Here is a 25,729-nt window from a genome sequence, read left to right as displayed (position 1 = left end):
TGTAGGCTGTTGTCAATGACATTTTGATAGCTGGTAATAAAAAATAAAGGGGGGATTTTCAATAAAAAAAGATCAAGGCAGCATGTGTCCTGATCTTTTTTCTTATTTAAACCAGCCTTTTTCTTTTGAGCGTGTAATGGCTTCGATGCGGTTTTTCACTTCCAGCTTATCTAAAATAATGGAAATGTAGTTCCGGACAGTGCCGCTTTTGATGCTGAGTTCTTTTGCAATTTCTTTTGTGTTTTTACCGTCTGCGACGAGTTCAAGGACCGATTTCTCTCGCTCCGTTAAAGGATTTTCATCACTATATAAGTCTTCCATCAATTCAGGGGCATACACCTTTTTCCCTTTCATCACACTGCGAATCGCACTTGCCAGCTCCTCGCTTGGACTGTCTTTCAGCATGTAGCCGCTGACGCCCGCTTTTAGCGCCCTTTGGAAATAACCGGAGCGGGCAAAGGTCGTTAAAATAATGATTTTCACATCTGATCCTTTGAGCTCTTCCGCTGCATCAAGTCCGGATTTTCCCGGCATTTCAATATCCATTAAGCAAATATCAACAGGGTGTGTTTTGGCAAAATCGATGGCATCTTGGCCATTTGTACCTTTCCCAACAACCGTCATATCGTCTTCTAAATCGAGAAGTGAACCGAGTGCACCAAGCAGCATTTGCTGATCTTCTGCGATAAAGATATTGATCATTTCATACCCTCCTTTTCTTTTGCTGCTGAATCATTTGGAATGCTCATAATGAGCTTTGTCCCGTCCTTTGTTTCAATCCGCAGGCGGCCATTTGCAAATTCCAATCTTTCTCTTATTCCTAAAAGACCGTGACCCTTCGTTTGAGAGGATGGATAGTCGCCTTTAAATGTTCCGTCGTCCTCAACGGTGATGATGGCTTCCTTTGACTTTTGGTGAATGGTGATTTTACAAACCGTTGCATCACTATGTTTGACGACATTCGTCACCGCCTCTTTGATACACATGCTCACAATGTTTTCGTTCAGAAGTGAGATGTGTTTCGGTGCTTCCTTTTCATCATAAATCAATTCAATTCCAGCTGCTTCGAGAATTTGCTCGATGTTCGACATTTCCTCTTTGATTCGGATGCCTTTCATGGAGGAAACAATCTTCCGCACTTCATTGAGAGACGTTCTGGCGGTCTGCTGGACGCTTTTGAGTTCGGCACGAGCCTGTTCAGGGTCTTTATACACGAGTTTACGGGCAAGATCACTTTTTAAACCGATCAAAGAAAGCTTTTGTCCAAGGGTGTCATGCAGGTCGCGTGCAATGCGCTGCCTTTCTTCAAGCTTCACAAGATCTGCAATCCGTTCATTGGCATATTCTAATTTCTCCTCAAGCCGTTCACGTTCCTTCCTGCTCCGAATGCTGAGAGGAAGAAGAATGGCACTAATCAGAGTGATGACGACAAAAGGAATTTGTGTGAGAAACCAGCCCTTTTTTAAGATCAAACTAAAGTTCACTGCCACGGCGGCGCTCGCCAGATGGATATAGTACAAGATATAAAAGGGAACTTTTCGTTTAATATGTCCGTTAAAATAGGCGATGCAAAAAGCGAAATAAATATAGCTGTAGAGCATCACATAACCAGTTGAAATACCGATCAATAATAGGCCAAAGACATATAATGACCAGCCTTTTGCAACAAAGGCAAAACGATACACAGCGAAAAAGACGACGTTCAAAATAATGCCGATCACAATACCTAAAGTCGAAGGTGTCTTAAGGATAAAATAGAAGGGCAGGATGAAAAAAATGGCCCATATATAGGGGGAAATCCCATGCAATTTTTGAAGTTTAAACTGTTTTTTCATCCGTGTGCCACCTTTTTTCGTTTTTCATTGTTTTTCCTTACTTTATCAAATTCAGCCTATTGGTGCATCCTGTAAATGACAACAAGCCCCTTCTCGTGTAAGAAAGAGCCTGCGCCGATTATGCATTTTTCTTGAGAATGTCTCCTTTGATAACAGGAACGTTCATCTTCTTAGATTGCCGTGCTTCTCTAAACGTCACAAATGCTTTCGTTTCTTCATCCCACAGTCTAAATTTCATCGACTCAAGGCTTGTTTTCAACGTGATGGTCGGGACATTTTGCAGCGGCTCACTTTGGTCATGGGCATGCTCTAAAAGATAGTTCGGTACTCTTGGGCTTAAATGATGGACATGATGGTAGCCGATATTACCTGTTAACCATTGAAGAAGCTTTGGCAATTTGTAAAAGGAGCTTCCTTCAACAGCTGCCTGCACATAGTTCCAATGTTCATCTGCTTCAAAATAAGAGTCCTCAAACGTATGCTGTACATAAAACAACCATACACCGATAGATCCTGAGATCAGGAAGATCGGACCTTGAACAAGCAGGAATTCCTGCCAGCCAAAAAGAAGACATGTTGCGGCTGCTAACGCAATGATGCTCACGTTTGTGAAATACGTGTTCCAACGCTCCTTTTTACGAGCATTTTTGACGTTGAAACGGTTTTTTAAGAGAAAAACAAAGATCGGTCCTAAAATAAACATCACAAAAGGGTTACGATAAAATCTGTAGCGAAATTTCGTCCATGCTGATGCTTCTTGATATTCTTTGACTGTTAGGAGCCAAATGTCGCCAGTACCTCGTTTGTCTAAATTACTGCTTGTGGCATGGTGAATTGAATGATCTCGTTGCCATTGAAGATAAGGGAAAAGGGTGAGTACGCCCGTTAAAAAACCGAACAGGTGATTTAGCGGCTTCTGTTTAAAAAAGGATTGATGGCAGCAGTCGTGAAAAATAATAAAGACACGCACTAAAAAACCAGCTGCAATAACCGCAAAAAAGAGGGTTAAAAGGTAGGAGATATTCAGGCTATAATAGGCAAGAAACCAAAGCCCTAAAAATGGGATGAATGTATTAAAGAGTTGAATGATACTTTTTTTCGAATCAGCACCAGAGAATTGCCCCACTTGTTTTCTTAAAGTAGCTTGCTGCTGTGTGTTTGTTGAAGTCGTCATGAACGTTCAAGTCCTTTCCGTTTCTTTCTACTTCAAAGTATAGAAGGAAAGGTGTCATGCTCATAGTAGCACCCATCATGTATTCAATATGACATTTGTCATGTTTGTCATCAAAAAGGCTGATGGGATACGGTTTTGAGCTTATTTCAATATAAATAAAAAAAAGTAAAGGCGCTGGGCCCTCACTTTTTATGAACGTGCTTCATGTACTTTTAACTGCTTGCCTTTAATGGTTGTGTGGCGCATGGCATTCAGCACAAGAGGGCCTTTGCCGTTTAAAATATCTACATATGTTTTTGTGTCTTGGATCGTAATAATCCCAATGTCATCGAATGCAACGCCTTCTATTTTGGCAATGGTCCCAACAAAATCAACAGCCCGCAGCTTCTTTTTCTTTCCGCCGTTAAAATAAAGCTTCATAATATCCTTCTCAACGCCTGCCTGTTTATTTTCCTTTTGAATAGGCGTTTCAATCTTTTCTTCAAAGCTTTCTACATGCTTTTCTGCTTCTTCCTTTGTCGGATAAGGCTGAGTTTGAAAGTCTATGCCGGCATCCTGCTTTAATTCATCAATGAGCGGTTTTGCATTCTTTGTCATAAACGCAATCGTTTTCCCGCTTTTTCCCGCTCTGCCTGTTCTGCCAGTCCGGTGAATATAGCGCTCTTTTTCATAAGGAAGATCATAATGAATGACATGTGTCATATCACTGACATCAATTCCCCGGGCTGCTATATCTGTTGCGATCAGATAACGGAATTCACCTTTTTTAAATTCATCCATCACATCAAAGCGGTCTTCCTGTCTCATACCGCCATGAATTTTGTCACAGGGCACATCCCATTCGTCCAGCTTCAGCGTGAGTTCATTCACCCTGTCTTGTGTATTACAGAAAATAATGCAGCTATCTGGATTTTCAATGACGATCGTACGCTGAAGAAGGGAGAATTTCGATTCTTCTTCCGTTTCAATGACGGTGTGGGTGATTTGCTGTACAGACGTTTCTTCACGTGCAATCTCAATGACTTTTGGAGATTGTAAAAACTGTTCGCTCAATTTCTTCATATCATCAGACATTGTCGCTGAAAACAGCATCGACATGCGCTTTGGCGGCAGATACTGAATAATAGAAGAGACTTGATCGATAAATCCCATGTTCAGCATCTCATCCGCTTCATCTAACACGAAAAATTTGAGATTTTCTAAAGAAAGGGTGCCTTTCTCAAGGTGATCCAAAATGCGGCCTGGTGTCCCGCACACAATATGGTTTTTCTGTGAAAGCTCTACTTTCTGCGCTTGAAAAGAGGCTTTTCCATAAATGGCTGCGGCTTTGATTCGTTTGAATCGCCCAAGGCTTGTGAGGTCTTGTTTGACCTGCATGGCGAGTTCTCGTGTCGGAACGAGGATGAGGGCTTGAGGTTTATTTTCAGCCCAATCAACCATTTCACAAATCGGCAGACCATAAGCTGCAGTCTTGCCGCTGCCAGTCTGAGATTTGACGATTAAATCCTGCTTTGAAAAAGCAACGGATAATGTCTCGTGCTGAACGGGTGTAGGTGTATGGAAGTGAAGCGCTTCTAACGCTTGTTTCAATTCATCACTTAATGGATATTGATCAAAATGTTGTAATGTCATCGTGTTCTCCTTTTCGTACATTCATACTTGTGACATCATACCATAACCATGGCCGTGAATGAAAAGACATAAAAAAAAGCCCCGTAAAGGAGCTTTCAGCGTGCGGACAAATTCTCAAAGGAATCTGCGTTTTACTTTTTCCCAGTAAGAGTTGTCTTTTAATTTCACCGTTTTAATGACTTTTCCTGAAAGGCCTATGTCAATTTGTTTGACGTGTTTTGTGCCGAGCGCTTCGTTATCAAGCCCGATAATTGGATGATCGTTTCCATCTTGCACTACCTTGAGCGTTAGCTTGCGGTCACTGCTCAAGAGGAAAGGAGCGCCTAATGTACGGTACGAGTTGTTATTCAGCGATGCAAGCTCTGTGACTTGCATACAAGGAAGCATCGGATCAACCACGGCGCCGCTCACGGATTTATTGTAAGCCGTTGAACCAGTCGGAGTGGAAATAATCATGCCGTCGCCTCTAAAAGTTTCAAAGTGGAAATCATCTATATACACATCGATCACAAATGTTTTAATAATGCTGGAGCGGATCGACAGTTCATTTAAGCAATGGAACTGGTTTGTGCTGTCAACGCTTACATCGATGATCGGATATTTTCTCACTTCAAGCTGTTCAGTGTTCATGGCATCAATCATTTTATCAAAATGCTCTAACGAGAAATCGCAGTATAAGTGCGTATTTTCAGATTTTGATACCCCTACATACAAGCAGTCATCCCGGAAGTTTGTTTTACGTACTGCTTGAAGAAATGTGCCATCCCCGCCAATTGAAGCAATAATATGGGCATCCTCTGCACGCTTGACGACGTGAAAGCCCTGATCGGTAGCGAGCTTCTCGAGAGAAGAAATGTGTCCATCCAATTCATGATCTTTTTTGTAAAAGAAAAATACATTGCGACGATTGTCTGTCATTGACGTTCTCCCCTTTGCTGTCAAAAATAATTTTCAATGATAAAGGGCTTACATGAAAACCCTTGCTCACATTTTACACTTTTTTCATATGAAAGTAAAAACTTTAGAAAGAACCGTCTGATGACCGGAATGCTTTATGAGAAATGAGTCGATGTGAGTGATTTGAAATGACTGAATCCTGAGCATAATTGAATAGTCGTTTTCTCATGAAAGAATGGTTTAGGTGTTTCGTTGCGGTGAAGATATAGCCTATTAGGTGCAGGGAGAGGATAAAAAAGCCAATTTTTCGTCATGCGCATGTCTAAGTAGACGATGTAAAGTTGATCGTTATTTAAGAGAGGTGCTATCATATGCCTACATGAAATGTAAAAAAACCACAATTCCTGTGAAACATTTCATGTGGGCATTCGTATGAATGAAGTGAGATAAAAAGGAGGAGAAAAAGATGAATGCGAAAAGATGGGTAGCGCTAATTATTGCACTTGGTGTTTTCGGATTTTCAATTGTGATTAGTGTCACGATGGCCTTGTTCGATAGCTTCAATGACAATAAAATGAGCTATCAATTCGGGGATGAAATAGAAGAGAAGGTACTAGAGAATGGCAGCGGTGCAGGCAAGATTGCTGTTCTTGAGATTAATGGAACCATTCAAGATAATGGCGGCGCATCGAGCCTATTAGGCGGAGAAGGTTATGATCATCGTGCATTCCTCAAGGAACTAGATAAAGCGAAAGAGGATGCTTCTGTAAAAGGTGTACTTCTGCGCGTAAACTCTCCTGGCGGCGGTGTCTATGAAAGTGCTGAAATACATAAAAAATTAGAAGAAGTGAAAAAAGCGAAGAAGCCGATTTACGTATCTATGGGTTCAATGGCAGCTTCTGGCGGCTACTACGTGTCAACTCCAGCGAAGAAAATCTTTGCTTCACCTGAAACATTAACAGGGTCGTTAGGGGTCATCATGCAAAGCTTAAATTATTCTAAGCTCGCAGATAATCTAGGTATTAAATATGAAACGATTAAGAGCGGGAAATTCAAAGATATCATGTCTCCAAACCGTGATATGACAAAAGATGAGCGCAACATCATGCAAAGCATGGTCGATAACTCTTATGAAGGATTTGTCAAAGTAATCTCGGAAGGACGCGGCATGTCAAAACAGGAAGTCAAGAAAATTGCCGACGGCCGGGTATATGACGGGACACAGGCAAAATCGAACGGATTAGTCGATGAGCTTGGGTATTATGAAGATGCATTAAAAGCGATGAAGAAAAATGAAAAAGGCTTAAAAGGAGCAACAGTGGTCAGCTATTCTCAAAGCTTTGGCTGGAACTCTCTCTTCAACATGAGTGCAAGCAAGCTCTTTAAAAGCGAAATTGATTTTCTGAATTTAAAAGAAACACTGGCTGGCTCAAATGGGTCTAAACCGATGTATCTCTATTCAAAATAAAGGAGGGATCATAGATGGATTCTACATTCGATGAAGTAAGCGAAAGCCGCAGCCAAGAGGAAGAATCGAAGCCGGCCTTTGTGAAGCGCGCTTCAATTGAAGCACAGGCGTTTGCAGGTTTTTGGATTAGATTTTGGGCATTTATTCTTGATTGGCTCGTCGTCTGGGGTGTAAACCATTTGACGGTTTCTCCAATCTTTAGTCTGTTTGGCTGGTCCAAAGGAGGGGGATGGTTTTCTCCATTTTCCGTCACAACGACGATTGTATTCCTCCTTTATTTCGCCATCATGACGAAAATCTTTCAACAAACACTTGGCAAGATGGTGTTTGGAATTAAAGTGGTCTCACTTCAGCCTGAGAAGAAGCTGGCATGGGATGTTATTTTCTTTAGAGAGATTGTGGGGCGCTACATTAATACGATCTTTATTCTCTATGCTATCGTTGGGTTCTCACCGAAAAAGCAAGGGGTTCATGATTACTTTGCCGATACGGTGGTCGTCCATGAACATTTATATGAAAAAACAGAATCAAACGTATAATCAGAGGAGTTTGGCCGGGTACCGGTCAAACTCTTTTTTGTTGATTGGGTATAAAATCCAGAATGAGAGCCATAATCGTAGGGGAAGCATCATTTGTTATGGAGGAAGTGAGCACAGTGCTTTACGTTTGGATCGCAGCGTTTTTGTTTCTTGTGATCTTGTTGATTTTCATGAAAGTAACCATTTCGCTGGACTATTCGCATACAAACGACAATGACCACATTGCACTGAAGGTCATCACCTTATATGGATTGGTCAGACTCAAAAAAGATATTCCGATGGTGAGGGTCAATCCAGAAGACCAAACGATTGATATTCGTGAAAAGAAAATGGGAAGCGCTAAAAACCCTGATCACGAAAAAGAATCGATGCATAAAAAAGTAGGAAAGCGTGATATGAAGCAAATCCTTCATCAAATGGAGCGCATCACAAAAGAGATTGTCGATTTAAACCGGATCATGCGCAAAATCTTCATTCACATAAGGGTTGTCTCATTTCATTGGTCGACATGGATCGGCTTTCATGACGCCGCTTTAACAGGTGTAGCAGCTGGCGGTGTGTGGTCAGTGAAAGGAGCACTGCTTGCCTTTATGCAGGAGCATCTCACCTTTAAGCATAAACCGGTGTATGAAGTCATTCCAGCCTTTCAGCACAATGTGTCACAGACTCAGTTTACATGTATAGCATATTTTCGTATTGGACATGCTATGCTTGCAGCCATTCGTTTACTTGTCCATTGGTTAAAAGGAAGAAAGGCGAGAAAAAGTGCCTCTCTTCAAGCAACGAAGAATGAATCATCTGTTTAAGGAGGAACCCGAAAATGGCAGATCATCCAATCCAAGGTCTCATGAAGACAGCGATGGAAAACTTAAAAGAAATGATAGATGTGAATACAATCATCGGCGATCCAGTCGAAACCCCTGACGGCAGTGTCATTCTCACTGTGTCAAAGGTTGGTTTTGGATTTGCAGCCGGCGGCAGTGAATTTAACGGGAACCAAAAGAAAGAGAAACGTTCTGATGAACAGGAACGAAAAGAGCCGAGACTCCCATTTGGCGGCGGAAGCGGCGGCGGGGTGTCGATTACACCAATCGCCTTCTTAATTGTAGGAACAAACGGAGTTCGAATGCTTCATTTGGATGAACACACACATCTGCTCGATAAAATATTGGATTCTGCTCCTCAAGCAATTGAACGTCTTCAGCACATGTTTAAGAAGGATGAGCGGGAGCACCGTCACAAAGAACGAAAACTAGATGACATAGACCTTTAAAAAGTTAGCTGCGCTGCAGTTAACTTTTTTTGCAAAAGGGACGATTAGGCTTTGCAGTTTTTTGCTTTCTCTACTATGATAGAACCATACATTTGAAAAGGGAGGAATTGTTTTGGCATCGATCACATTTAAAGGAAGTCCTGTCACGCTTGTAGGAAATGAAGTAAAAGTAGGCGAGCAGGCTCCTGATTTTACGGTATTAACGAACTCACTTGGAGAAGTTTCACTTTCTGATTTAGCAGGAAAAGTGACGATCATCTCAGTGATTCCTTCTATTGATACAGGTGTGTGTGACGCACAAACAAGACGTTTCAATGAAGAGGCAGCGGGTTTAGGTCCGGTCAATATTTATACGATTAGTGCAGACCTTCCATTTGCACAAGCACGCTGGTGCGGAGCAAACGGAATTGAAAATGTCGAAACATTATCTGATCACAGAGATATGTCATTTGGTGAAGCATTCGGAGTGTATATGAAAGAATTGCGTTTATTGGCGCGCGCAGTCTTTGTATTAGACCCTAACGGAAAAGTGGTTTACACTGAATACGTAAGTGAAGCAACGAATCATCCAAATTATGAAAAAGCCATTGAAGCTGCAAAATCACTGTTATAAAAGCAGCATCGACAAGAGCTCCGGCTTCAACCTGGGGCTCTTTTCAATGAGAACATATAGCTTTTAACAAAGCGAGGAGAGAAAAGCATTGCAGAAAGATCAAGTAAGTACTATTTTTGAACTGCTCGATACAGCTTCTATTCGATTAAAAAAGGAACAGGGCATTTCCTATATTGAAGCATTGGCAGAAGCAGGAGAAGCCTTTTTCCAAGCAAATGATCGAAACGGTTTATTAAAGGATTTAATAGAGAAAGCAGATTTTGCTTCTTATGATCATGAGCAGATTCGTAAAGCGTTTCAGCTCGCCGTATTGAAAGGTCAAAAGGATATTTCTCACCCAAATCGTCAGATGACACCAGATACGATTGGACTGTTTGTCAGCTATTTGGTGAATAAATTTTTAGACGGTCAAAAAGAGCTTGTAGTCTTTGATCCAGCAGCGGGAACAGGAAACTTACTTCTTGCTGTTTTAAATAATCTCACTGCAGAAACAAAACGCGGCTTTGCATCTGAAATTGATGATGTGCTCATTAAAATTGCTTGGGCCCAGGCGAATTTAGAGGAGAAAGAAGTTGAGCTTTTCCACCAGGACAGTCTTGAGCCGCTTCTGATCTCACCGGCAGATGTCACTGTATGCAGTCTCCCAGTGGGCTATTATCCAAATGATGAGCGTGCAGCAGACTTTGAATTAAAGGCAAAAGAAGGACATGCCTTTGCCCATTATTTATTCATTGAACAAAGCCTTCGCTACACAAAAGAAGGCGGCTTCTTATTCTTCATCATTCCAAATGATTTGTTTGAAGGAAAAGAGAGCGTACAATTAAAGGATTTCATCAAAGATCATGCGTATATGAATGCGTTAATTCAGCTGCCAGTGTCCATGTTTAAGGATAAAAAACACGCCAAAAGCTTATTTGTGATGCAAAAGAAAAAAGAAGGGCTGAAAGCACCAAAACGAATGCTGTTTGCCAATCTTCCATCTTTCTCACAGAAGGAAGCAATGGTCGGTGTGATGAGAAAATTAGACCAGTGGTTTATAGAAGAAAAAGAAACGAAAGAATAGCCAGAGTGATTTCTGGCTATTTCAGCGTGTAGACAAACCCTCGCATTCGCCCGCAGTTCTGCGCTCCGGTGCTCACGAATCCCAAATTCGCTCTGCTCCGGTGCTCGCCCTTCCTAGATCTGCAAAGGTTTTCTATCATGCTGAAAAGAAAACAAAGAGCTAAAATAAAAATCATTTTAGCTCTTTGTCAATAATCTGGATATTTTACTATTCAGAAAATAACGACTTATTGATGTAAGCGATAACAGTTTGAAGGTGCACTTGAAATGCAAAGTTTTCAATGTTTAAATGAAAAAGTCAGATATTTTTCGGACTTATCGTTAAACTATAAAAGACCCGTCAAACAGGTTGAATATAGCACCGGAAAAAACGTGAAACCTTATATAACAACTGAGTAAAAGGAGCGACAGTAATGTCCAAAATTATTGCAATCAACGCAGGAAGCTCATCTCTTAAATTCCAATTGTTCGACATGCCAGAAGAAACCGTTTTAACAAAAGGGCTTGTTGAAAGAATCGGAATGGACAACAGTATCTTCACGATTTCTGTAGATGGAGAAAAGAAAACAGAAGTGACAGATATTCCAGATCACGCAGTAGCGGTCAAAATGCTGCTTGAAAAACTAACTGAATTTCACATCATCAAAGACTTTAATGAAATTGATGGCGTAGGACACCGCGTTGTTCACGGCGGAGAGAAATTCAGCGATTCTGTTCTTTTAACTGATGAAGTGATCAATGACATTGATCAGCTTTCAGAGCTTGCACCACTTCACAACCCTGCAAACGTTGTAGGAATCAAAGCATTCAAACAAATTCTGCCTGACGTACCAGCGGTTGCTGTGTTCGATACAGCATTCCACCAAACTATGCCAGAGCAGTCTTACCTATACAGCCTTCCGTACGACTACTACAAAAACTTTGGTATTCGTAAATACGGATTCCACGGGACAAGCCACAAGTTCGTTACAGAGCGTGCAGCAGAGCTATTAGGCCGTCCGCTAGAAGAGCTTCGTCTGATTTCTTGCCACCTTGGAAATGGTGCGAGTATTGCAGCAGTCGAAGGCGGAAAATCAATCGATACATCTATGGGCTTTACACCACTTGCAGGTGTTGCAATGGGTACACGTTCTGGTAACATTGACCCTGCCCTTATTCCATTTATTATGGAAAAAACAGGACATACTGCTGAAGAAGTGCTTTCTACTTTGAATAAGAAGAGTGGTCTTTTAGGTGTGTCTGGTCTGTCAAGTGACCTTCGTGATATCGAAGAAGCAACAGAAGAAGGAAACGACCGTGCAGAAGTTGCTCTTGATATTTTTGCGAGCCGTATTCATAAATATATCGGTTCTTATGCAGCAAGAATGAATGGCGTAGATGCGATCATCTTCACAGCTGGAATCGGTGAAAACAGTTCAGAAGTAAGAGCACGTGTACTTCGTGGTCTAGAATTCATGGGCGTTTACTGGGATCCTTCTTTAAACAACATGAGAGGCGAAGAAGCATTCATCAGCTACCCGCACTCTCCTGTAAAAGTGATTGTCATCCCTACAAACGAAGAAGTAATGATTGCAAGAGACGTTATGCGTTTAGCGTAATCAAGTTTGAAAGGCTCTTTTCCAATAAGGAAAAGAGCTTTTTTCTGTTAAAAGCAGCATGCTATAATGTTGTCCAATATGAAGCAAAAGGGAGCGGTGCGAAAGATGAGCGTGACAGAACATAAACGTGAGGCGAAAGAAAGGCTTTATGTGAAAGTCATTACGGTCAGTGATACAAGAACGAAAGATACAGATAAAAGCGGCCGTCTGATGATTGATTTGGTCAAAGAACAGGGACATCTTGTTCTTGCATACGATATTGTAAAAGATGATATAGGATCGATTCAAGACGCTGTGCTCGAAGGAACAAGCGAACCGAAAATAGATGCCGTCTTGTTAAATGGCGGAACAGGGATTGCCGCAAGGGATGTGACCATTGAAGCGATCACTCCTCTTTTTTCCAAGGAACTGCCTGGCTTTGGTGAAATCTTCCGCATGCTCAGTTATACAGAAGACATAGGTTCAGCTGCTATTTTATCCAGGGCAACGGCAGGGGTCGTCAATCAAAAGGCTGTCTTTGCCACGCCGGGATCTACCGGAGCCGTTCGTTTAGCCATGACCAAACTCGTGATTCCAGAGCTTCCTCATGTCTTACGAGAGCTTGAAAAGGATCAAAAATAGCCCAAAATGACTCTGCCAAGAAAATTTGGCAGAGTTTTTTTCATAAAGGGGTTGAAAAAACAATTTTTCCTTGTTACAGTGTATACATACTAAATGCATGTTTATAAATTAAAACTTATTTTTATGCAAAAAACATTCACAGAATCAAAACAAGCGAGAGGAGCTTTTCAATCATGTCACAAAATAAAAAAGTCGTATTAGCATATTCCGGAGGTCTTGATACCTCTGTTGCAGTTAAATGGTTACAAGAGCAAGGATACGAAGTCGTTGCTTGCTGCCTGGACGTAGGTGAAGGAAAAGATTTAGCATTCGTTCAACAAAAAGCACTTCAAGTCGGAGCGATTCAATCATACATGATTGACGCAAAAGAAGAATTTGCTGAAGAGTTTGCACTCACTGCATTACAAGCACACACAATGTATGAAGGAAAATATCCACTAGTATCTGCACTATCGCGTCCGCTTATTGCAAAAAAATTAGTGGAAGTAGCAGAAAAAGAAAATGCAGTAGCAGTTGCTCATGGATGTACTGGAAAAGGGAACGACCAAGTTCGTTTTGAAGTATCCATTAAAGCATTGAATCCAGACCTAGAAGTTCTTGCACCAGTGCGTGAATGGAAATGGTCTCGTGATGAAGAAATCGATTATGCACAAAAACACGGTATTCCAATTCCGATTAACTTAGACAGCCCATATTCAATCGACCAAAACCTTTGGGGCAGAAGCAACGAATGTGGCATTTTAGAAGATCCTTGGGCTGCGCCGCCAGAAGGTGCATACGATCTGACAAATCCACTTGAAAAAACGCCTGACACACCTGAAATCATTGAAATCACGTTTGAAAAAGGAAAACCGACAGCCATTGACGGTATCCAGTATTCATTATCTGATCTCATCCTTCATTTAAATGAAGTCGCTGGACAGCATGGTGTTGGCAGAATCGATCACGTTGAAAACCGTCTTGTCGGCATCAAATCTCGTGAAGTGTACGAATGCCCAGGTGCTGTCACACTTCTAAAAGCGCATAAAGAGCTTGAAGACTTAACGCTAGTCAAAGAAGTCGCTCACTTTAAACCAATCGTTGAACAAAAAATGGCTGAATTAATATACAACGGCTTATGGTTCTCACCGCTTAAAGAAGCACTAGATGCATTCTTACAAGAAACACAGCAGAACGTAACAGGTGTTGTACGTGTGAAACTATTTAAAGGTCATGCCATTGTAGAAGGACGTAAATCACCATATTCACTTTATGATGAAAATCTAGCAACATATACAAAAGCAGATGAATTCGATCATGATGCAGCTGTAGGATTTATTAATCTTTGGGGCTTACCGACAAAAGTAAACAGCATCGTGAATAAAAAGGAGCAGGTTAAAGCATGAAAAAGCTTTGGGGAGGCCGATTTCAAAAAACACCAGAAAAATGGGTCGATGAGTTTGGCGCGTCCATTCATTTCGACAAACAATTAGTCAAAGAAGATCTGACCGGCTCCCTTGCTCATGCAAGTATGCTGAATAAATGCGGTATCCTCGGCGATGAGGAGGCCGCTGCCATCAAAGACGGACTAAATACGCTCATGAAAAAGGCAGAGGCGGATGAGCTGGAATTCTCAGTCGATTATGAGGACATTCATTTAAACCTTGAGAAAATGCTCATTGATGAGATTGGTCCGCTTGGCGGCAAATTGCACACAGCGAGAAGCCGGAATGATCAGGTCGCAACTGATATGCACTTATATTTGAATAACCAAGTCGAGCATATCATTGAATTGATCTCTTCCTTTCAAACGGTGCTTGTAGAAAAGGCAGAACAGCACGTTAAAACAATTTTTCCAGGATATACACACCTGCAGCGTGCACAGCCTATTTCGTTTGCCCATCATATGCTCGCCTATTTCTGGATGCTTGAGCGTGACAAAGCGCGTTTCCAAGATTCATTAAAGCGAATTAACGTGTCGCCGCTTGGATGCGGAGCGTTAGCAGGAACGACATTCCCGATTGATCGTGAATATACAGCAGAGCAGCTTGGCTTTGCCCACATTTACGAAAACAGCCTCGATGGTGTGAGTGACCGGGACTTCATTTTAGAGTTTTTGTCTAATAGCAGCCTTGTGATGATGCATCTGTCACGTTTTTGTGAGGAAATCATTTTATGGTGCTCGCAAGAATTTAAATTCATTGAACTTGATGACACGTATGCAACAGGCAGCAGCATGATGCCGCAGAAGAAAAACCCGGATATGGCTGAATTAATCCGCGGGAAAACAGGCCGTGTGTATGGCAACCTGATGGGGCTTCTCACGATTATGAAAGGCTTGCCGCTTACGTATAACAAAGATCTGCAAGAAGATAAAGAAGGCATGTTTGATACAGTGAAAACCATCGCTGGCAGCCTGCAAATCTTCACAGGCATGATTCAAACGATGACAGTGAACGAAGATGTCATGAAAAAGGCAACAAAAGAAGATTTCTCAAATGCGACAGAAGTGGCTGACTACCTTGCGAAAAAAGGCATGCCATTCCGTGAAGCACACGAAATCGTTGGAAAGCTTGTGTATACATGTATTCAAAAAGGCATCTATCTAAGTGATCTTTCTTTTGAAACATTCACAGAAGCAAGCGATCTTTTTGAACAAGACATTTACACTGTTCTTGATCCATATGTTGCGGTTGAAAAAAGAACAAGTGCAGGCGGAACTGGATTCAAACAAATTCAGCTCGCTTTAGAAAAAGCAAAAGCCTGCCTGGCATAACTTATCATAACCATTCGTTTATACGGATGGTTTTTTTGTCATGGAAAAAGGAGATTGATGATCATTGGAGAAATGAAAGCATACCTGCGTCAAGCAGAAGAGGGAGTGACAGCAGATCATGAAGAAAACGCTTGAGGCTTTGTTTCATCAACCACTCGTATCAGTGAAAACGTTAGGAGAACAATATGACGGACGGGCTAATGATGTGTGGCTGATCTCCTTACAAGATAAAACGGAATATGTAGTCAAATCTCCTAAAACTGCAAGAGAAGAAAGTGAATTTGTTTCTGGGATCAAGATGATCTATGGAGTAGATGACCGTACTGTAGAAGAGCATATCGATCAAATCAATCAAAAGCTGTCTCATACGAATTCCTTTCATATTCCAAAAGTTGTTCGTAAAGTGAAGAAGGCAGGGAGACATTTTTATGTAATAGAAAAAGTAGAAGGAACACCTTGTACATCTTTTGAGGGACGTTCATCAGACTTTTATAAGGATTATGGGAGGAAACTAGCACATCTTCATTCATATCGTACTGACTTTTTTGGTGCAGTCTACGGAGCTGAAAAGAAGCATTTGAGAGAATTCCATGCTGTGTTAAAAAAGGCTGTATCCAAACTCATAGGCCGCTATTACGCTGATCAGCATGAATTTCACTGTTATGCAGAAATTGTGCTGCAAAAGATTGAAAAGCTAAAGCCCCCTAATTCAGCAAGTCTCATTTTAATTGATTTAGATCCGTCTCAATATATTGAAAAAGATGATCAAGTGACGAGTTTAGTTGATACAGAATATGTCGTATATGGACCAGCTGCGTTTGATTTTATTGCATTGGAATACCTTTTGACGAAAAAAGCTGCCCGCAATGTTCAGTTGGGCTATGAAGAGATTTGCCCGCTTCCTCATGATCTTTATGAGGTGAGAGAGTGCTATCGTTTTGTTTCTCTGCTGCTCGATATCCATGGCTCATGGGATTTGAAAAAGTGGATGAATCACCCTATATTGTTTGACTCATATCGATAAAGGGTTCATAAGTGCGCCAGATGCCGGTTTATAGTAAAGTAAAGATAACAAAAGAAACACGTGAACTTGCAACCTTTGCTTTAGGAGGAGATTGTGTGCGACACGCATTAATAACAGCGGGTTCTAAAGGACTTGGCCGGAAAGTTACCGAGTCTTTACTGAATATGGGGTATTCTGTGACAGTGAATTATCGAAGTGATGATGAAGCTGTCCGGCAGATGAAAGAAGAATTATACCAGTACGAAGATAAGCTTCAATTTGTCCAAGGTGATGTGACAAAAAAAGAAGATTTAAAAAACATGGTAGAGCTGGCAGCAGAGCGATTTGGACGGATTGATGCCTTGATTAACAATGCCGGTCCTTATATTTTTGAACGAAAAAAACTGGCGGATTACTCTGAAGATGAATGGTATCAAATGATAGAAGGCAACCTATCAGCAGTATTCCATTTGTTCCGAATGGTCATCCCAACGATGAGAAAACAAGGCTTTGGCCGCATTATCACTTATGGCTTCCAAGGTGCAGACCATGCGCCAGGCTGGATGCACAGATCAGCCTTTGGAGCGGCAAAAGTGGGCCTTGCGTCATTGACGAAAACCATTGCGATTGAAGAAGCCGAAAACGGCATTACCGCCAATATGGTGTGTCCAGGCAAAATCGTTGGAGACATGAAAGAATCGACAATAGAGGAAGCCCGCCAAATCAAAGATGAAGAAACGCCAATAGGCAGGTCTGGCACTGGTGAGGATATAGGACGCATCATTTCATTTCTATGTGATGACCGTTCAGATCTCATTACAGGGACCGTCATTGAAGCAACAGGTGGTCTTAACGTGATTCACAGGCATTAAGTTTTTCAGCTTTTTATAGAGGGAATAAATGATATGAGATCAAAATTGAAAGGTGGATATACTACATGAAAGCTACATATCATGGACATTCAGTTGTACACATTGAAACAAACGGATATCATATTTGGATTGACCCATTTTTAAATGGAAATAAGCACACAGAGATCAAACCGCAAGATGTGAAAGCGGATGTCATTTTACTGACACATGGACATGGAGATCACCTTGGTGACACTATTGAAATTGCTAAAAATAATGACGCTCTCGTCGTTGCGCCAAATGAGCTTGCCGTTTATTTAAGCTGGCAAGGGGTGAAAACGCACCCGCTTCATATCGGCGGCGGACGTGAGTTTGAATTTGGTAAAGTGAAGCTCACGCAAGCGTTTCATGGTTCAGCTGTCATTGATGAAGAGGCACAGACAATTACGTATACAGGGATGCCATCAGGTATTTTATTTACCGCAGAGGGTAAAACAATTTATCATGCAGGAGACACTGCACTCTTTTCAGATATGAAACTGATCGGTGAACTGAATCATATTGAGCTCGCATTCCTTCCAATTGGTGATAACTTCACAATGGGACCGGAAGATGCAAGAATCGCAGCAGAATGGCTGCGGGCAAAACAGGTCGTTCCGATTCACTACAGCACATTCCCGCCAATTGAACAGGACCCGCATGCGTTTGCAGACAGCCTGCATGGCGGCGTCGGTCATGTGTTAAACAGCGGGGAATCAATCGACATTTAATCCTCATATGAAAAAAGCTGGCACACAAATGCCGGCTTTTTTTATTTGCCTTCATCTGCCGAAAGAAAAGACAAATTGCTATTAAAAGCATCCTGCCCTTATAATGAAACATAGATGAAAACGCTGAAAACAAAAAGGGTGAACGGGATTGGCGACAAAGCATGAGCAAATTTTATCGTATATTGATTCATTAGATGTCGGAGAGAAAATTTCTGTCCGGCGCATAGCGAAAGAAATGAAAGTGAGTGAAGGTACCGCTTACCGGGCCATCAAAGATGCTGAAAATAAAGGATTCGTCAGTACCATTGAACGAGTCGGCACCATTCGAATTGAACAAAAGAAAAAAGAAAATATTGAAAAACTCACATATGCAGAAGTGGTCAATGTTATTGATGGTCAGGTCCTTGGAGGACGCGCCGGCTTACATAAAACGTTAAATAAATTTGTTATCGGAGCGATGGAGCTGGACGCAATGATGCGCTATACGGCTGCTGGCAACCTGCTCATCGTCGGAAACCGGATCAATGCCCATAGGCAGGCATTAGAGGCAGGGGCGGCTGTGCTGGTCACAGGCGGATTCTCAACAGATGATGAAATCATTCAGCTCGCAGATGAGCTGGAGCTGCCGATTTTATCAACAAGCTACGATACATTTACCGTAGCAGCTCTCATTAACAGAGCCATTTATGACCAATTAATTAAAAAAGAAATTGTGCTTGTAGAAGATATTTTAACGCCGATTGAACGCACCGTGTATTTATCACCAGAGGATAAGCTTGAAAAATGGTATGAAAAGAATTATGAAACTGGCCACGGCCGTTTCCCGGTCGCAGATGATCAAATGAAGATTCACGGAATCCTCACCTCAAAGGATATTGCGGGGCATGACCGCTCCACACCGATTGAAAAAGTGATGACGAAAAATCCGCTGACGGTCATTGGCAAGACATCTGTCGCCTCAGCTGCACAAATGATGGTGTGGGAAGGCATTGAGGTGCTGCCAGTTGTGGATGATCATGCGAAGCTGATCGGTATGATCAGCCGTCAGGATGTGCTCAAGGCGCTCCAAATGATTCAAAAGCAGCCGCAGGTCGGAGAAAAGCTGGATGATGTTGTCTCAAGAGGATTTAAAGAAGCCGATACAGAGAAACCAAAAGCGGATGCGGTTTATCAATACGAGGTTACCCCGCAAATGACGAACCAGCTTGGAAACATTTCATATGGGGTGTTCACACAAATTTTAATCGAATCTGCCAACCGCTTCTTAAAATCTCATAAAAAGGGCGAACTGATCGTCGAGAGTCTCTCTGTCTATTTCTTAAAACCGGTCCAAATGGAATCCACAATCCAGATTAAGCCGAATATTTTAGAAGTAGGACGCAAGTTTGGAAAGCTGGAAGTGGAGGTTTATCACCAATCGAATATCGTAGGCAAAGCGATGCTGATGGTGCAGCTGATGGAAAGAGGATAATGATAAAAAGGGCGAACTCATGTCGCCCCTTTCCTTATTACGCGTGATCTTTTTCGCCTTCCTTTAAAAAGAGCGGAAGGTAATGCTTGTAGGCTTTATACCCAGCCCATGTACTGCCGATACCAACAGCAACAAAAATAAATCCGATGACAAATGCGAGTGACGAGCGGTTTAAAAATAATTGATTCACACCGAAGAGCAGGACAAAGCAGCCAAGGGCCATACTGGATTTCGCCGACCAGAATTTTTTCTCGACTGGCCGGTTCGTACGGACATTTTTTGCTTTGTAGTATAAATAAAACATGGCAGAACAAATAATAAACACAATCAAAACAAGCATGTGCCAAGCCTCCATTGTAAGTGGTTACAACCCTATTTTAAACGTAAATAGGCTTGCTTACTAGAATAAATTGTCTATTCCTCACTTTTCCGTCACGATAGATTATGATTTAATAATAAAAAGAGTATCGCATGAGAAGGAGTTTTTATGAAAAAAGAACTGATTAGAACCATATCATTATATGACACCATCATCATCCATAGACATGTAAGACCAGATCCTGATGCGTATGGATCGCAGTGCGGCCTTACGGAAATCTTGCGTGCCACCTATCCAGAAAAAAATATTTATGCGACAGGAACGCCTGAGCCATCCCTTTCATTTTTATATGAACTCGATGAGGTACCAGATGACGTGTATAAAGGGGCCCTTGTCATTGTCTGTGATACGGCCAATCAAGCAAGAATCGATGATCACCGCTATTTAATGGGCGATAAGCTAATGAAAATCGACCATCATCCGAATGAAGATCCTTATGGTGATTTGCTTTGGGTGGATACAGAGGCAAGCTCTGTGAGCGAGATGATTTATGAATTGTACTTAGAGGGGAAAGAAGAAGGATATCAGCTGAATACAAAGGCAGCTGAATTGATCTATGCCGGCATTGTAGGAGACACAGGCCGCTTCCTTTTCCCAAACACAACGAAAAAGACACTCAAATATGCAGGGGAGCTTATCGAATATCCATTTTCATCTTCAGATCTTTTCAATCAATTGTATGAGACAGATTTGAATGTCGTGAAATTAAATGGCTATATTTTTCAACATATTTCTTTGTCAGAGAACGGGGTTGCATCTGTTTTCATTAAGCGCGAAATTTTGGAATCGTTCCAAACAACAGCGCAGCAGGCCTCACAGCTTGTTGGGACACTAGGAAATATTGCAGGCATTAAGGCATGGGTCTTTTTTGTGGAAGAAAACGATCAGATTCGTGTGAGATTCCGCTCTAAAGGCGTCGTCATTAACACCATTGCGAAAAAATATCATGGAGGCGGCCACCCGCTTGCAGCCGGTGCGTCCATTTATGATTGGGCAGTAGCAGATGAGATTTTGCGTGATTTAGAGGAAGTATGTAAATCATCATCATAAGAGAGGAGGGATATGAAGTCCCTTCTCTCTTTTTTGTCATGGAGAAAAGGGTTATTTGCATACAGGAATAAACCAGCAGCCGATGTCTGTTGAATCTTCATAGGCTTGGAGATTTTGATGCTTTAATTCTTTTTTAATTAAATGAGCCATCATTTCTGTCTCAGCATAAGCACACATGCCGTCTTTGATCCGGCTTGCTTTGTCTCGTGCCATTTGACGATAGCTGTAAACCTCCATTGTCCTCACCTCTTTCTATTTAAGATCTCGTTCTACTTTTAGTGTATAAAAATGAAGCGTGAAAAGAAATCATTGAGGGCAGAAATTCATAAAAATTCCACAACCTCTTTATTCAGCAAATGAAATACGTACTTCAAGTGAAAGCTTCGTATAAATTGTCAGCTCTGTCACTTTCGCGCGATATGCCTTTTCCCGAATGGTATATTCTTTATTTTCCACTGTCCGTTTTAGTAATTCCTTTGTTTTATAGACACTTTCAATATCTTTTGTAATGACTTCTGAGATATCCTCCTTGACCTGATCTTCAAACTTTAGCGTATCTGGCTCTGGGATTTTATATTGCTCACGATTCACGAGATGAACATCTACGCTTTGGATCAGCAGCCGCTTCTTATTATCCTCATTTAACTTATGCAAATCTTCCCGATAGAGTGTGATTTGTTCTTTCAGACTGTCCATATGATGCTGCTGGCTTCTCAGCAGTGTCACTTGCTTTTCCTGAAAGGTTCCGTATGTAAAGAGAAAAATAAGCCAGCTTACAATCGCACCAAACATCATTCCTGCAAAAAAACGCTGCCAGCCTGGGCGTTTATACAGCTCCGGCACCCTCATGATGACACATGCTCCTGGGTAAGCCACGTAATAATGAGATACCCCGTTTGTGCACCGCCCATGGCAGAGATAATTAATAAAATCTGCTTGAAAATATCACGTGTGTTTCCTTCGAAAATGCCTCGTTCAAAGCTATAAACAGCATCAAATGTTCCGCCGATAGCGGCGACAAGCGCCCAAATCTTTAAACGGTTGGCAAGACTAGTAATAATGGATAAAGGCGGCTGACCAGATAAATAAGCACCAACACCGCCTATGATAGCACCACCCAAGATGACCCCTAGGGCGATAAAATAACAGCTGATAAAATTCGGTATAAAAGCTTCCTTCACATCCATTTTGTCCACCTCACTCTATTCAATATATGGCGTGTGCTGGACAAGTATGAACGGACAGAAAAGAAAGAACATTTGTTTCTCACCGCATCGCGTTTTATAATGAAAGAATGACTTTAGACGAAAGGAGTGGATTAAGCATGTCTTATGTTCATCTTCAGGTCCACAGTGGATACAGCTTGTTAAGCAGTGCAGCTAAAGTAAAGGAGTTTGTGCTGAAAGCAAAAGAACTTGGCTGCAAGGCGCTCGCTCTTACCGATGACCATGTGATGTATGGCACGGTTGAATTTTATAAGGAATGTAAAAAACATGGCATCAAGCCGGTTATCGGTTTAACAGCTTCTGTCTTCATAGATGAACAAGAGACAGAGGCTTATCCCTTGGTACTCCTTGCAAAAAACAATGAAGGCTATCAAAACCTAATCAAAATCAGCAGTGTGCTGAAATCAAAATCAAAAGCCGGACTGAAAGAAAAATGGCTCAAAAGCTATCACCGCGGGCTCATTGCCATCACACCAGGCGCATCTGGGTATATTGAAACGCTTTTGCAGCATGATCAGTTAGAAGAAGCGCGTGAAGCCGCTAAACAATTGAAGCATATATTCGGCGAGGGACATGTGTATATCGCACTTCAGCCATTTCAGCAGGACGAATCGCTCGCCGGCAAACTGCGGGACGTCTCACAAAGTGCAGACATTCCTCTTGTTGCGACGGGTGATGTTCACTATATCAATCGAGAAGACAAAATGGCTTATACGTGCTTAAAAGCGATTAAAGCAGGTAAGCAGCTTTCAGAGATAGAGGAAGACCGAGGAGAAAAGCATTTCAGATCCTTTGAAGAAATGTTGGAATGGTATAAAGATGATCGAGAGCTGCTGACAAGAACGGTGGAGATTGCAGACCGCTGTGAAGTCGATTTAAATCTTGGTCAGACAAAACTCCCATCCTATCCAACTCCTGATCAATCAACAGCAGATCAGTTTTTACGCAGAGTGTGTGCAGAAGGGATGAAGCAAAGAAAGATTGCTTCAAATGACATGTACGTCAAAAGGCTTGAATATGAGCTAAGCATTATCCAAAAAATGAATTTCAGTGATTATTTTCTCATTGTGTGGGATTTTATGAAGTATGCGCATGACAAAGGGATTGTCACAGGCCCTGGACGGGGATCAGCAGCGGGTTCACTTGTTGCATATGTTCTGTTTATTACAGATGTCGATCCGCTCCGTCACGGTCTTTTATTTGAGCGCTTCTTAAATCCAGAGCGGATCAGCATGCCAGATATTGATATTGATTTCCCCGACACGAGAAGAGATGAAATCATTTCTTATGTAAAAGACAAATACGGAGATATGCATGTGGCGCAAATTGTCACGTTTGGAACACTGGCAGCAAAAGCTGCTTTAAGGGACGTTGGTCGTGTGATGGGAATTGATTCAAAGGCAGCGGACCGTCTTGCCAAGCTGATTCCATCAAAGCCAGGAACGACGCTGAAAGAAGCGGTGACTGCATCTTCTGAATTAAAAGCGATGCTTCAGCAATCTGAAGAGCTTCGAAAGGTCTTCCAAACTGCTTTAAAGGTAGAAGGCTTACCGAGACACACCTCGACACATGCAGCTGGCGTTGTGCTGAGCGAGGAGCCGCTGACAGAGGTCGTTCCAATTCAAGACGGCCATGAAGGTGTGTATTTAACGCAGTATGCCATGAATTATTTAGAAGATCTCGGACTTTTAAAGATGGATTTCTTAGGGCTCAGAAACTTAACATTAATTGAATCCATTAAAAACCAGATTGAAAGACAGGAAAACGTCCACATTAACTTTAGTGACATATCATATGAGGATCAGAAAACGTTTGAATTGTTATCTGCGGGCGATACAACTGGAATATTCCAGCTTGAATCACAGGGGATGCGTCAGGTGCTGAGACGCCTGAAGCCATCTAGTTTAGAAGATATCGTGGCAGTCAATGCCCTCTATCGTCCAGGTCCAATGGAAAATATCCCGCTTTTTATCGATCGAAAGCATGGCAGAGTCAAGGTCTCCTATCCTCATCCTGATTTGTATGACATATTAAAGGATACATATGGGGTCATCGTCTATCAGGAGCAAATCATGCTGATTGCAGCGAAGATGGCTGGTTTTCAGCTGGGCGAGGCAGATCTATTAAGAAGAGCTGTTTCAAAGAAGGATAAAAAGGTCCTTGATGAAGAGCGAAGCCATTTTGTTGAAGGATGCCTAAAAAAGGAGTATCCTGTTAACATTGCAAATGACGTTTATGACTTAATCGTCAAATTTGCAAACTATGGTTTTAATAGAAGCCATGCTGTTGCATATAGCATGATTGGCTTTCAGCTTGCTTATTTAAAAGCGCATTATCCGTTATATTTTATGTGCGGTCTTTTAACGAGTGTAATTGGAAATGAAGACAAAATTGCTCAATATTTCTATGAGGCGAAGGAAAAAGGGATATCTGTGTTGAAGCCTTCTATTAATAAGAGTGAATTTCCATTTACGGTTGAAAAAGGGGAGATCCGCTACAGCTTAAGAGCGATCAAAAATGTCGGAGTGTCAGCTGTAAAGGATATATACAGAGCAAGACAGGAAAAGCCGTTTGAAGATTTATTTGATTTTTGCGCAAGAGTATCACCAAAGAGTGTCAACCGAAAAACGATTGAAGCGCTCATTTTTTCAGGGGCGATGGATGAATTTTATCCCAATCGTGCTTCGTTATTAGCATCGATAGATATCGCGTTAGATCACGTGTCATTTTTAAATCCAGAGGATCAGCTGGACTTTCTTGGGGATACAACCTTCTCCATTAAGCCAAAATATGCGGAGATAGAAGAAATGCCGCTTGTTGATCTCCTGCAATTTGAAAAAGAGGCACTCGGGTTATATTTATCAAATCATCCAGTACAAGCGTACCGAGACCGCTTAAGAGAGAATGGTGCAGTGGAAATCATCAGACTTTCTTCCTATATTAAGCGTAGAATCTCAATGGGTGGTCTTTTGACAAAAGTGAAATCGATTCGGACAAAAAATGGACAATCGATGGCATTTGTTACATTTGGGGATGAAACGGGAGAAATGGAAGGCGTCGTCTTTCCAGAGCAATTTAGAAAGCTGTCCCCCTTACTTGAGGAGGGCAACATGCTTTATGTTGAAGGCAGAGTAGAGGTCAGAAATGACAGCAGTCAAATCATCGTGCAAGAAGCTGCTTTGCTGGAAGAGATGGGTGCAAAAAGAAAAGAGTCTGTCTACATTCGTGTGAAAGAAGAGAATCATACGCAGGAGTTGCTAGAGCAAGTAAAACGAATCCTTTCGATGCACAGCGGAGAAGCAGATGTCTATTTGTATTATGAGAAGCAAAAAAAGACGATGAGACTTCCAGATGCATACAAAGTTCATGCAGATCATGCTGTCATTTTCCAGTTAAAAGAGCTGCTCGGTGAACAAAACGTTGTGATTAAATGATGACAAATCGCCTGAATATGTTTTACAAATTCACCTATTGTGTTATCATTTTAAAGATTCTGTTTATTTAAAACTGCC

Annotated in this window: 25 protein-coding genes; 16 read left to right on the top strand and 9 right to left on the bottom strand. The window is 41.7% G+C overall.

What is annotated here, in order from left to right:
- Window positions 1-102: 102 nt before the first annotated feature.
- From NSQ76_RS14225 to NSQ76_RS14205, 5 genes are all read right to left on the bottom strand, one after another.
- Window positions 103-702, bottom strand: a complete 600-nt coding sequence (locus tag NSQ76_RS14225; RefSeq protein ID WP_024424818.1) for a response regulator transcription factor — start codon at window positions 700-702, stop codon at window positions 103-105.
- Complete coding sequence (locus tag NSQ76_RS14220; protein ID WP_341054435.1) at window positions 699-1,835, bottom strand: sensor histidine kinase; 1,137 nt, start codon at window positions 1,833-1,835, stop codon at window positions 699-701. Before NSQ76_RS14220 ends, NSQ76_RS14225 begins: the two co-directional genes overlap by 4 nt.
- A 118-nt stretch (window positions 1,836-1,953) precedes the next feature.
- On the bottom strand, window positions 1,954-3,009 hold the full coding sequence (locus NSQ76_RS14215; protein WP_024424816.1) for a fatty acid desaturase: 1,056 nt from the start codon (window positions 3,007-3,009) through the stop codon (window positions 1,954-1,956).
- 189 nt (window positions 3,010-3,198) lie between these two features.
- Window positions 3,199-4,641, bottom strand: coding sequence for a DEAD/DEAH box helicase (locus NSQ76_RS14210; RefSeq protein ID WP_224426968.1), 1,443 nt, complete (start codon window positions 4,639-4,641; stop codon window positions 3,199-3,201).
- A 114-nt stretch (window positions 4,642-4,755) separates the two neighbouring features.
- A complete protein-coding gene (locus NSQ76_RS14205; RefSeq protein WP_025092268.1) occupies window positions 4,756-5,559 on the bottom strand; it encodes an NAD kinase in 804 nt (267 codons plus the stop codon).
- Window positions 5,560-6,004: 445 nt separating this feature from the next.
- Here NSQ76_RS14205 and sppA point away from each other — a divergent pair, with 445 nt between their 5' ends.
- The 14 genes from sppA (at window position 6,005) to NSQ76_RS14135 (ending at window position 19,562) form a co-directional block, all read left to right on the top strand.
- A complete protein-coding gene (gene sppA, locus NSQ76_RS14200; RefSeq protein ID WP_024424813.1) occupies window positions 6,005-7,006 on the top strand; it encodes a signal peptide peptidase SppA in 1,002 nt (333 codons plus the stop codon).
- Window positions 7,007-7,020: 14 nt separating this feature from the next.
- Window positions 7,021-7,545: an RDD family protein gene (locus tag NSQ76_RS14195; protein ID WP_024424812.1), complete on the top strand. Its 525-nt coding sequence runs from the start codon at window positions 7,021-7,023 to the stop codon at window positions 7,543-7,545.
- A 98-nt stretch (window positions 7,546-7,643) separates the two neighbouring features.
- Window positions 7,644-8,351, top strand: coding sequence for a DUF2953 domain-containing protein (locus NSQ76_RS14190; protein WP_341054429.1), 708 nt, complete (start codon window positions 7,644-7,646; stop codon window positions 8,349-8,351).
- A gap of 14 nt (window positions 8,352-8,365) precedes the next feature.
- On the top strand, window positions 8,366-8,818 hold the full coding sequence (gene ytfJ / locus NSQ76_RS14185; RefSeq protein ID WP_007501733.1) for a GerW family sporulation protein: 453 nt from the start codon (window positions 8,366-8,368) through the stop codon (window positions 8,816-8,818).
- A 112-nt stretch (window positions 8,819-8,930) separates the two neighbouring features.
- Window positions 8,931-9,431 (top strand): thiol peroxidase, encoded by a 501-nt coding sequence (tpx, locus tag NSQ76_RS14180; protein WP_024424810.1) that lies wholly within the window; start codon window positions 8,931-8,933, stop codon window positions 9,429-9,431.
- Window positions 9,432-9,519: 88 nt separating this feature from the next.
- The gene (locus NSQ76_RS14175) at window positions 9,520-10,494 is read left to right on the top strand and encodes a class I SAM-dependent methyltransferase (RefSeq protein ID WP_025092266.1); all 975 of its coding nucleotides are present in this window, start codon (window positions 9,520-9,522) and stop codon (window positions 10,492-10,494) included.
- Between the two features lie 412 nt (window positions 10,495-10,906).
- Window positions 10,907-12,091 (top strand): acetate kinase, encoded by a 1,185-nt coding sequence (locus NSQ76_RS14170; RefSeq protein ID WP_024424808.1) that lies wholly within the window; start codon window positions 10,907-10,909, stop codon window positions 12,089-12,091.
- 105 nt (window positions 12,092-12,196) lie between these two features.
- The gene (locus NSQ76_RS14165) at window positions 12,197-12,712 is read left to right on the top strand and encodes a MogA/MoaB family molybdenum cofactor biosynthesis protein (protein WP_056768188.1); all 516 of its coding nucleotides are present in this window, start codon (window positions 12,197-12,199) and stop codon (window positions 12,710-12,712) included.
- A 173-nt stretch (window positions 12,713-12,885) separates the two neighbouring features.
- A complete protein-coding gene (locus NSQ76_RS14160) occupies window positions 12,886-14,097 on the top strand; it encodes an argininosuccinate synthase (RefSeq protein WP_341054422.1) in 1,212 nt (403 codons plus the stop codon).
- Window positions 14,094-15,467 (top strand): argininosuccinate lyase, encoded by a 1,374-nt coding sequence (gene argH, locus NSQ76_RS14155; RefSeq protein ID WP_341054420.1) that lies wholly within the window; start codon window positions 14,094-14,096, stop codon window positions 15,465-15,467. The genes NSQ76_RS14160 and argH overlap by 4 nt, the downstream gene beginning before the upstream one ends.
- Window positions 15,468-15,585: 118 nt before the next feature.
- On the top strand, window positions 15,586-16,491 hold the full coding sequence (locus NSQ76_RS14150; RefSeq protein WP_341054416.1) for a phosphotransferase: 906 nt from the start codon (window positions 15,586-15,588) through the stop codon (window positions 16,489-16,491).
- A 95-nt stretch (window positions 16,492-16,586) separates the two neighbouring features.
- Window positions 16,587-17,342 (top strand): SDR family oxidoreductase, encoded by a 756-nt coding sequence (locus NSQ76_RS14145; protein WP_285709293.1) that lies wholly within the window; start codon window positions 16,587-16,589, stop codon window positions 17,340-17,342.
- Window positions 17,343-17,407: 65 nt separating this feature from the next.
- Window positions 17,408-18,091 (top strand): metal-dependent hydrolase, encoded by a 684-nt coding sequence (locus NSQ76_RS14140; RefSeq protein ID WP_024426146.1) that lies wholly within the window; start codon window positions 17,408-17,410, stop codon window positions 18,089-18,091.
- Between the two features lie 148 nt (window positions 18,092-18,239).
- Window positions 18,240-19,562, top strand: coding sequence for a CBS domain-containing protein (locus tag NSQ76_RS14135; protein WP_024424801.1), 1,323 nt, complete (start codon window positions 18,240-18,242; stop codon window positions 19,560-19,562).
- 37 nt (window positions 19,563-19,599) lie between these two features.
- Here NSQ76_RS14135 and NSQ76_RS14130 read toward each other — a convergent pair whose 3' ends face one another.
- The gene (locus NSQ76_RS14130) at window positions 19,600-19,902 is read right to left on the bottom strand and encodes a YtpI family protein (protein WP_003216665.1); all 303 of its coding nucleotides are present in this window, start codon (window positions 19,900-19,902) and stop codon (window positions 19,600-19,602) included.
- Window positions 19,903-20,049: 147 nt separating this feature from the next.
- On the opposite strand from NSQ76_RS14130, the gene NSQ76_RS14125 reads away from it, so the two are divergent.
- Window positions 20,050-20,991, top strand: coding sequence for a DHH family phosphoesterase (locus tag NSQ76_RS14125; RefSeq protein ID WP_338527402.1), 942 nt, complete (start codon window positions 20,050-20,052; stop codon window positions 20,989-20,991).
- 51 nt (window positions 20,992-21,042) lie between these two features.
- Here the strand turns inward: NSQ76_RS14125 and NSQ76_RS14120 are convergent, their stop codons facing one another.
- The 3 genes from NSQ76_RS14120 to NSQ76_RS14110 form a co-directional block, all read right to left on the bottom strand.
- The gene (locus NSQ76_RS14120) at window positions 21,043-21,228 is read right to left on the bottom strand and encodes a hypothetical protein (RefSeq protein WP_003216400.1); all 186 of its coding nucleotides are present in this window, start codon (window positions 21,226-21,228) and stop codon (window positions 21,043-21,045) included.
- 108 nt (window positions 21,229-21,336) lie between these two features.
- The gene (gene ytrI / locus NSQ76_RS14115) at window positions 21,337-21,840 is read right to left on the bottom strand and encodes a sporulation membrane protein YtrI (protein ID WP_003216226.1); all 504 of its coding nucleotides are present in this window, start codon (window positions 21,838-21,840) and stop codon (window positions 21,337-21,339) included.
- On the bottom strand, window positions 21,837-22,178 hold the full coding sequence (locus NSQ76_RS14110) for a YtrH family sporulation protein (protein ID WP_024424798.1): 342 nt from the start codon (window positions 22,176-22,178) through the stop codon (window positions 21,837-21,839). The genes ytrI and NSQ76_RS14110 overlap by 4 nt, the downstream gene beginning before the upstream one ends.
- A 137-nt stretch (window positions 22,179-22,315) precedes the next feature.
- Here NSQ76_RS14110 and dnaE point away from each other — a divergent pair, with 137 nt between their 5' ends.
- Window positions 22,316-25,651 (top strand): DNA polymerase III subunit alpha, encoded by a 3,336-nt coding sequence (dnaE, locus tag NSQ76_RS14105; RefSeq protein WP_341054403.1) that lies wholly within the window; start codon window positions 22,316-22,318, stop codon window positions 25,649-25,651.
- Window positions 25,652-25,729 lie beyond the last annotated feature (78 nt).

Origin of the sequence: Bacillus sp. FSL M8-0256 (genome assembly GCF_038005765.1) — a bacterium.
GTDB lineage: Bacteria > Bacillota > Bacilli > Bacillales > Bacillaceae > Bacillus > Bacillus safensis.
The sequence above is the reverse complement of the archived record's forward strand: the minus strand, read 5'-3'. Positions and strand labels throughout refer to the sequence as shown.

What these genes read in the sequence shown, in the direction of transcription:
- argH (WP_341054420.1), top strand. Translation starts at nt 14,094, where the DNA reads ATGAAAAAGCTTTGGGGAGGCCGATTTCAAAAAACACCAGAAAAATGG.
- NSQ76_RS14120 (WP_003216400.1), bottom strand. Translation starts at nt 21,228, where the DNA reads ATGGAGGTTTACAGCTATCGTCAAATGGCACGAGACAAAGCAAGCCGG.
- NSQ76_RS14225 (WP_024424818.1), bottom strand. Translation starts at nt 702, where the DNA reads ATGATCAATATCTTTATCGCAGAAGATCAGCAAATGCTGCTTGGTGCA.
- NSQ76_RS14130 (WP_003216665.1), bottom strand. Translation starts at nt 19,902, where the DNA reads ATGCTTGTTTTGATTGTGTTTATTATTTGTTCTGCCATGTTTTATTTA.
- NSQ76_RS14125 (WP_338527402.1), top strand. Translation starts at nt 20,050, where the DNA reads ATGAAAAAAGAACTGATTAGAACCATATCATTATATGACACCATCATC.
- NSQ76_RS14190 (WP_341054429.1), top strand. Translation starts at nt 7,644, where the DNA reads ATGGAGGAAGTGAGCACAGTGCTTTACGTTTGGATCGCAGCGTTTTTG.
- NSQ76_RS14220 (WP_341054435.1), bottom strand. Translation starts at nt 1,835, where the DNA reads ATGAAAAAACAGTTTAAACTTCAAAAATTGCATGGGATTTCCCCCTAT.
- NSQ76_RS14210 (WP_224426968.1), bottom strand. Translation starts at nt 4,641, where the DNA reads ATGACATTACAACATTTTGATCAATATCCATTAAGTGATGAATTGAAA.
- NSQ76_RS14195 (WP_024424812.1), top strand. Translation starts at nt 7,021, where the DNA reads ATGGATTCTACATTCGATGAAGTAAGCGAAAGCCGCAGCCAAGAGGAA.
- ytfJ (WP_007501733.1), top strand. Translation starts at nt 8,366, where the DNA reads ATGGCAGATCATCCAATCCAAGGTCTCATGAAGACAGCGATGGAAAAC.
- NSQ76_RS14205 (WP_025092268.1), bottom strand. Translation starts at nt 5,559, where the DNA reads ATGACAGACAATCGTCGCAATGTATTTTTCTTTTACAAAAAAGATCAT.
- NSQ76_RS14160 (WP_341054422.1), top strand. Translation starts at nt 12,886, where the DNA reads ATGTCACAAAATAAAAAAGTCGTATTAGCATATTCCGGAGGTCTTGAT.
- NSQ76_RS14110 (WP_024424798.1), bottom strand. Translation starts at nt 22,178, where the DNA reads ATGGATGTGAAGGAAGCTTTTATACCGAATTTTATCAGCTGTTATTTT.
- NSQ76_RS14215 (WP_024424816.1), bottom strand. Translation starts at nt 3,009, where the DNA reads ATGACGACTTCAACAAACACACAGCAGCAAGCTACTTTAAGAAAACAA.
- NSQ76_RS14170 (WP_024424808.1), top strand. Translation starts at nt 10,907, where the DNA reads ATGTCCAAAATTATTGCAATCAACGCAGGAAGCTCATCTCTTAAATTC.
- dnaE (WP_341054403.1), top strand. Translation starts at nt 22,316, where the DNA reads ATGTCTTATGTTCATCTTCAGGTCCACAGTGGATACAGCTTGTTAAGC.
- sppA (WP_024424813.1), top strand. Translation starts at nt 6,005, where the DNA reads ATGAATGCGAAAAGATGGGTAGCGCTAATTATTGCACTTGGTGTTTTC.
- NSQ76_RS14165 (WP_056768188.1), top strand. Translation starts at nt 12,197, where the DNA reads ATGAGCGTGACAGAACATAAACGTGAGGCGAAAGAAAGGCTTTATGTG.
- NSQ76_RS14150 (WP_341054416.1), top strand. Translation starts at nt 15,586, where the DNA reads ATGAAGAAAACGCTTGAGGCTTTGTTTCATCAACCACTCGTATCAGTG.
- NSQ76_RS14140 (WP_024426146.1), top strand. Translation starts at nt 17,408, where the DNA reads ATGAAAGCTACATATCATGGACATTCAGTTGTACACATTGAAACAAAC.
- ytrI (WP_003216226.1), bottom strand. Translation starts at nt 21,840, where the DNA reads ATGAGGGTGCCGGAGCTGTATAAACGCCCAGGCTGGCAGCGTTTTTTT.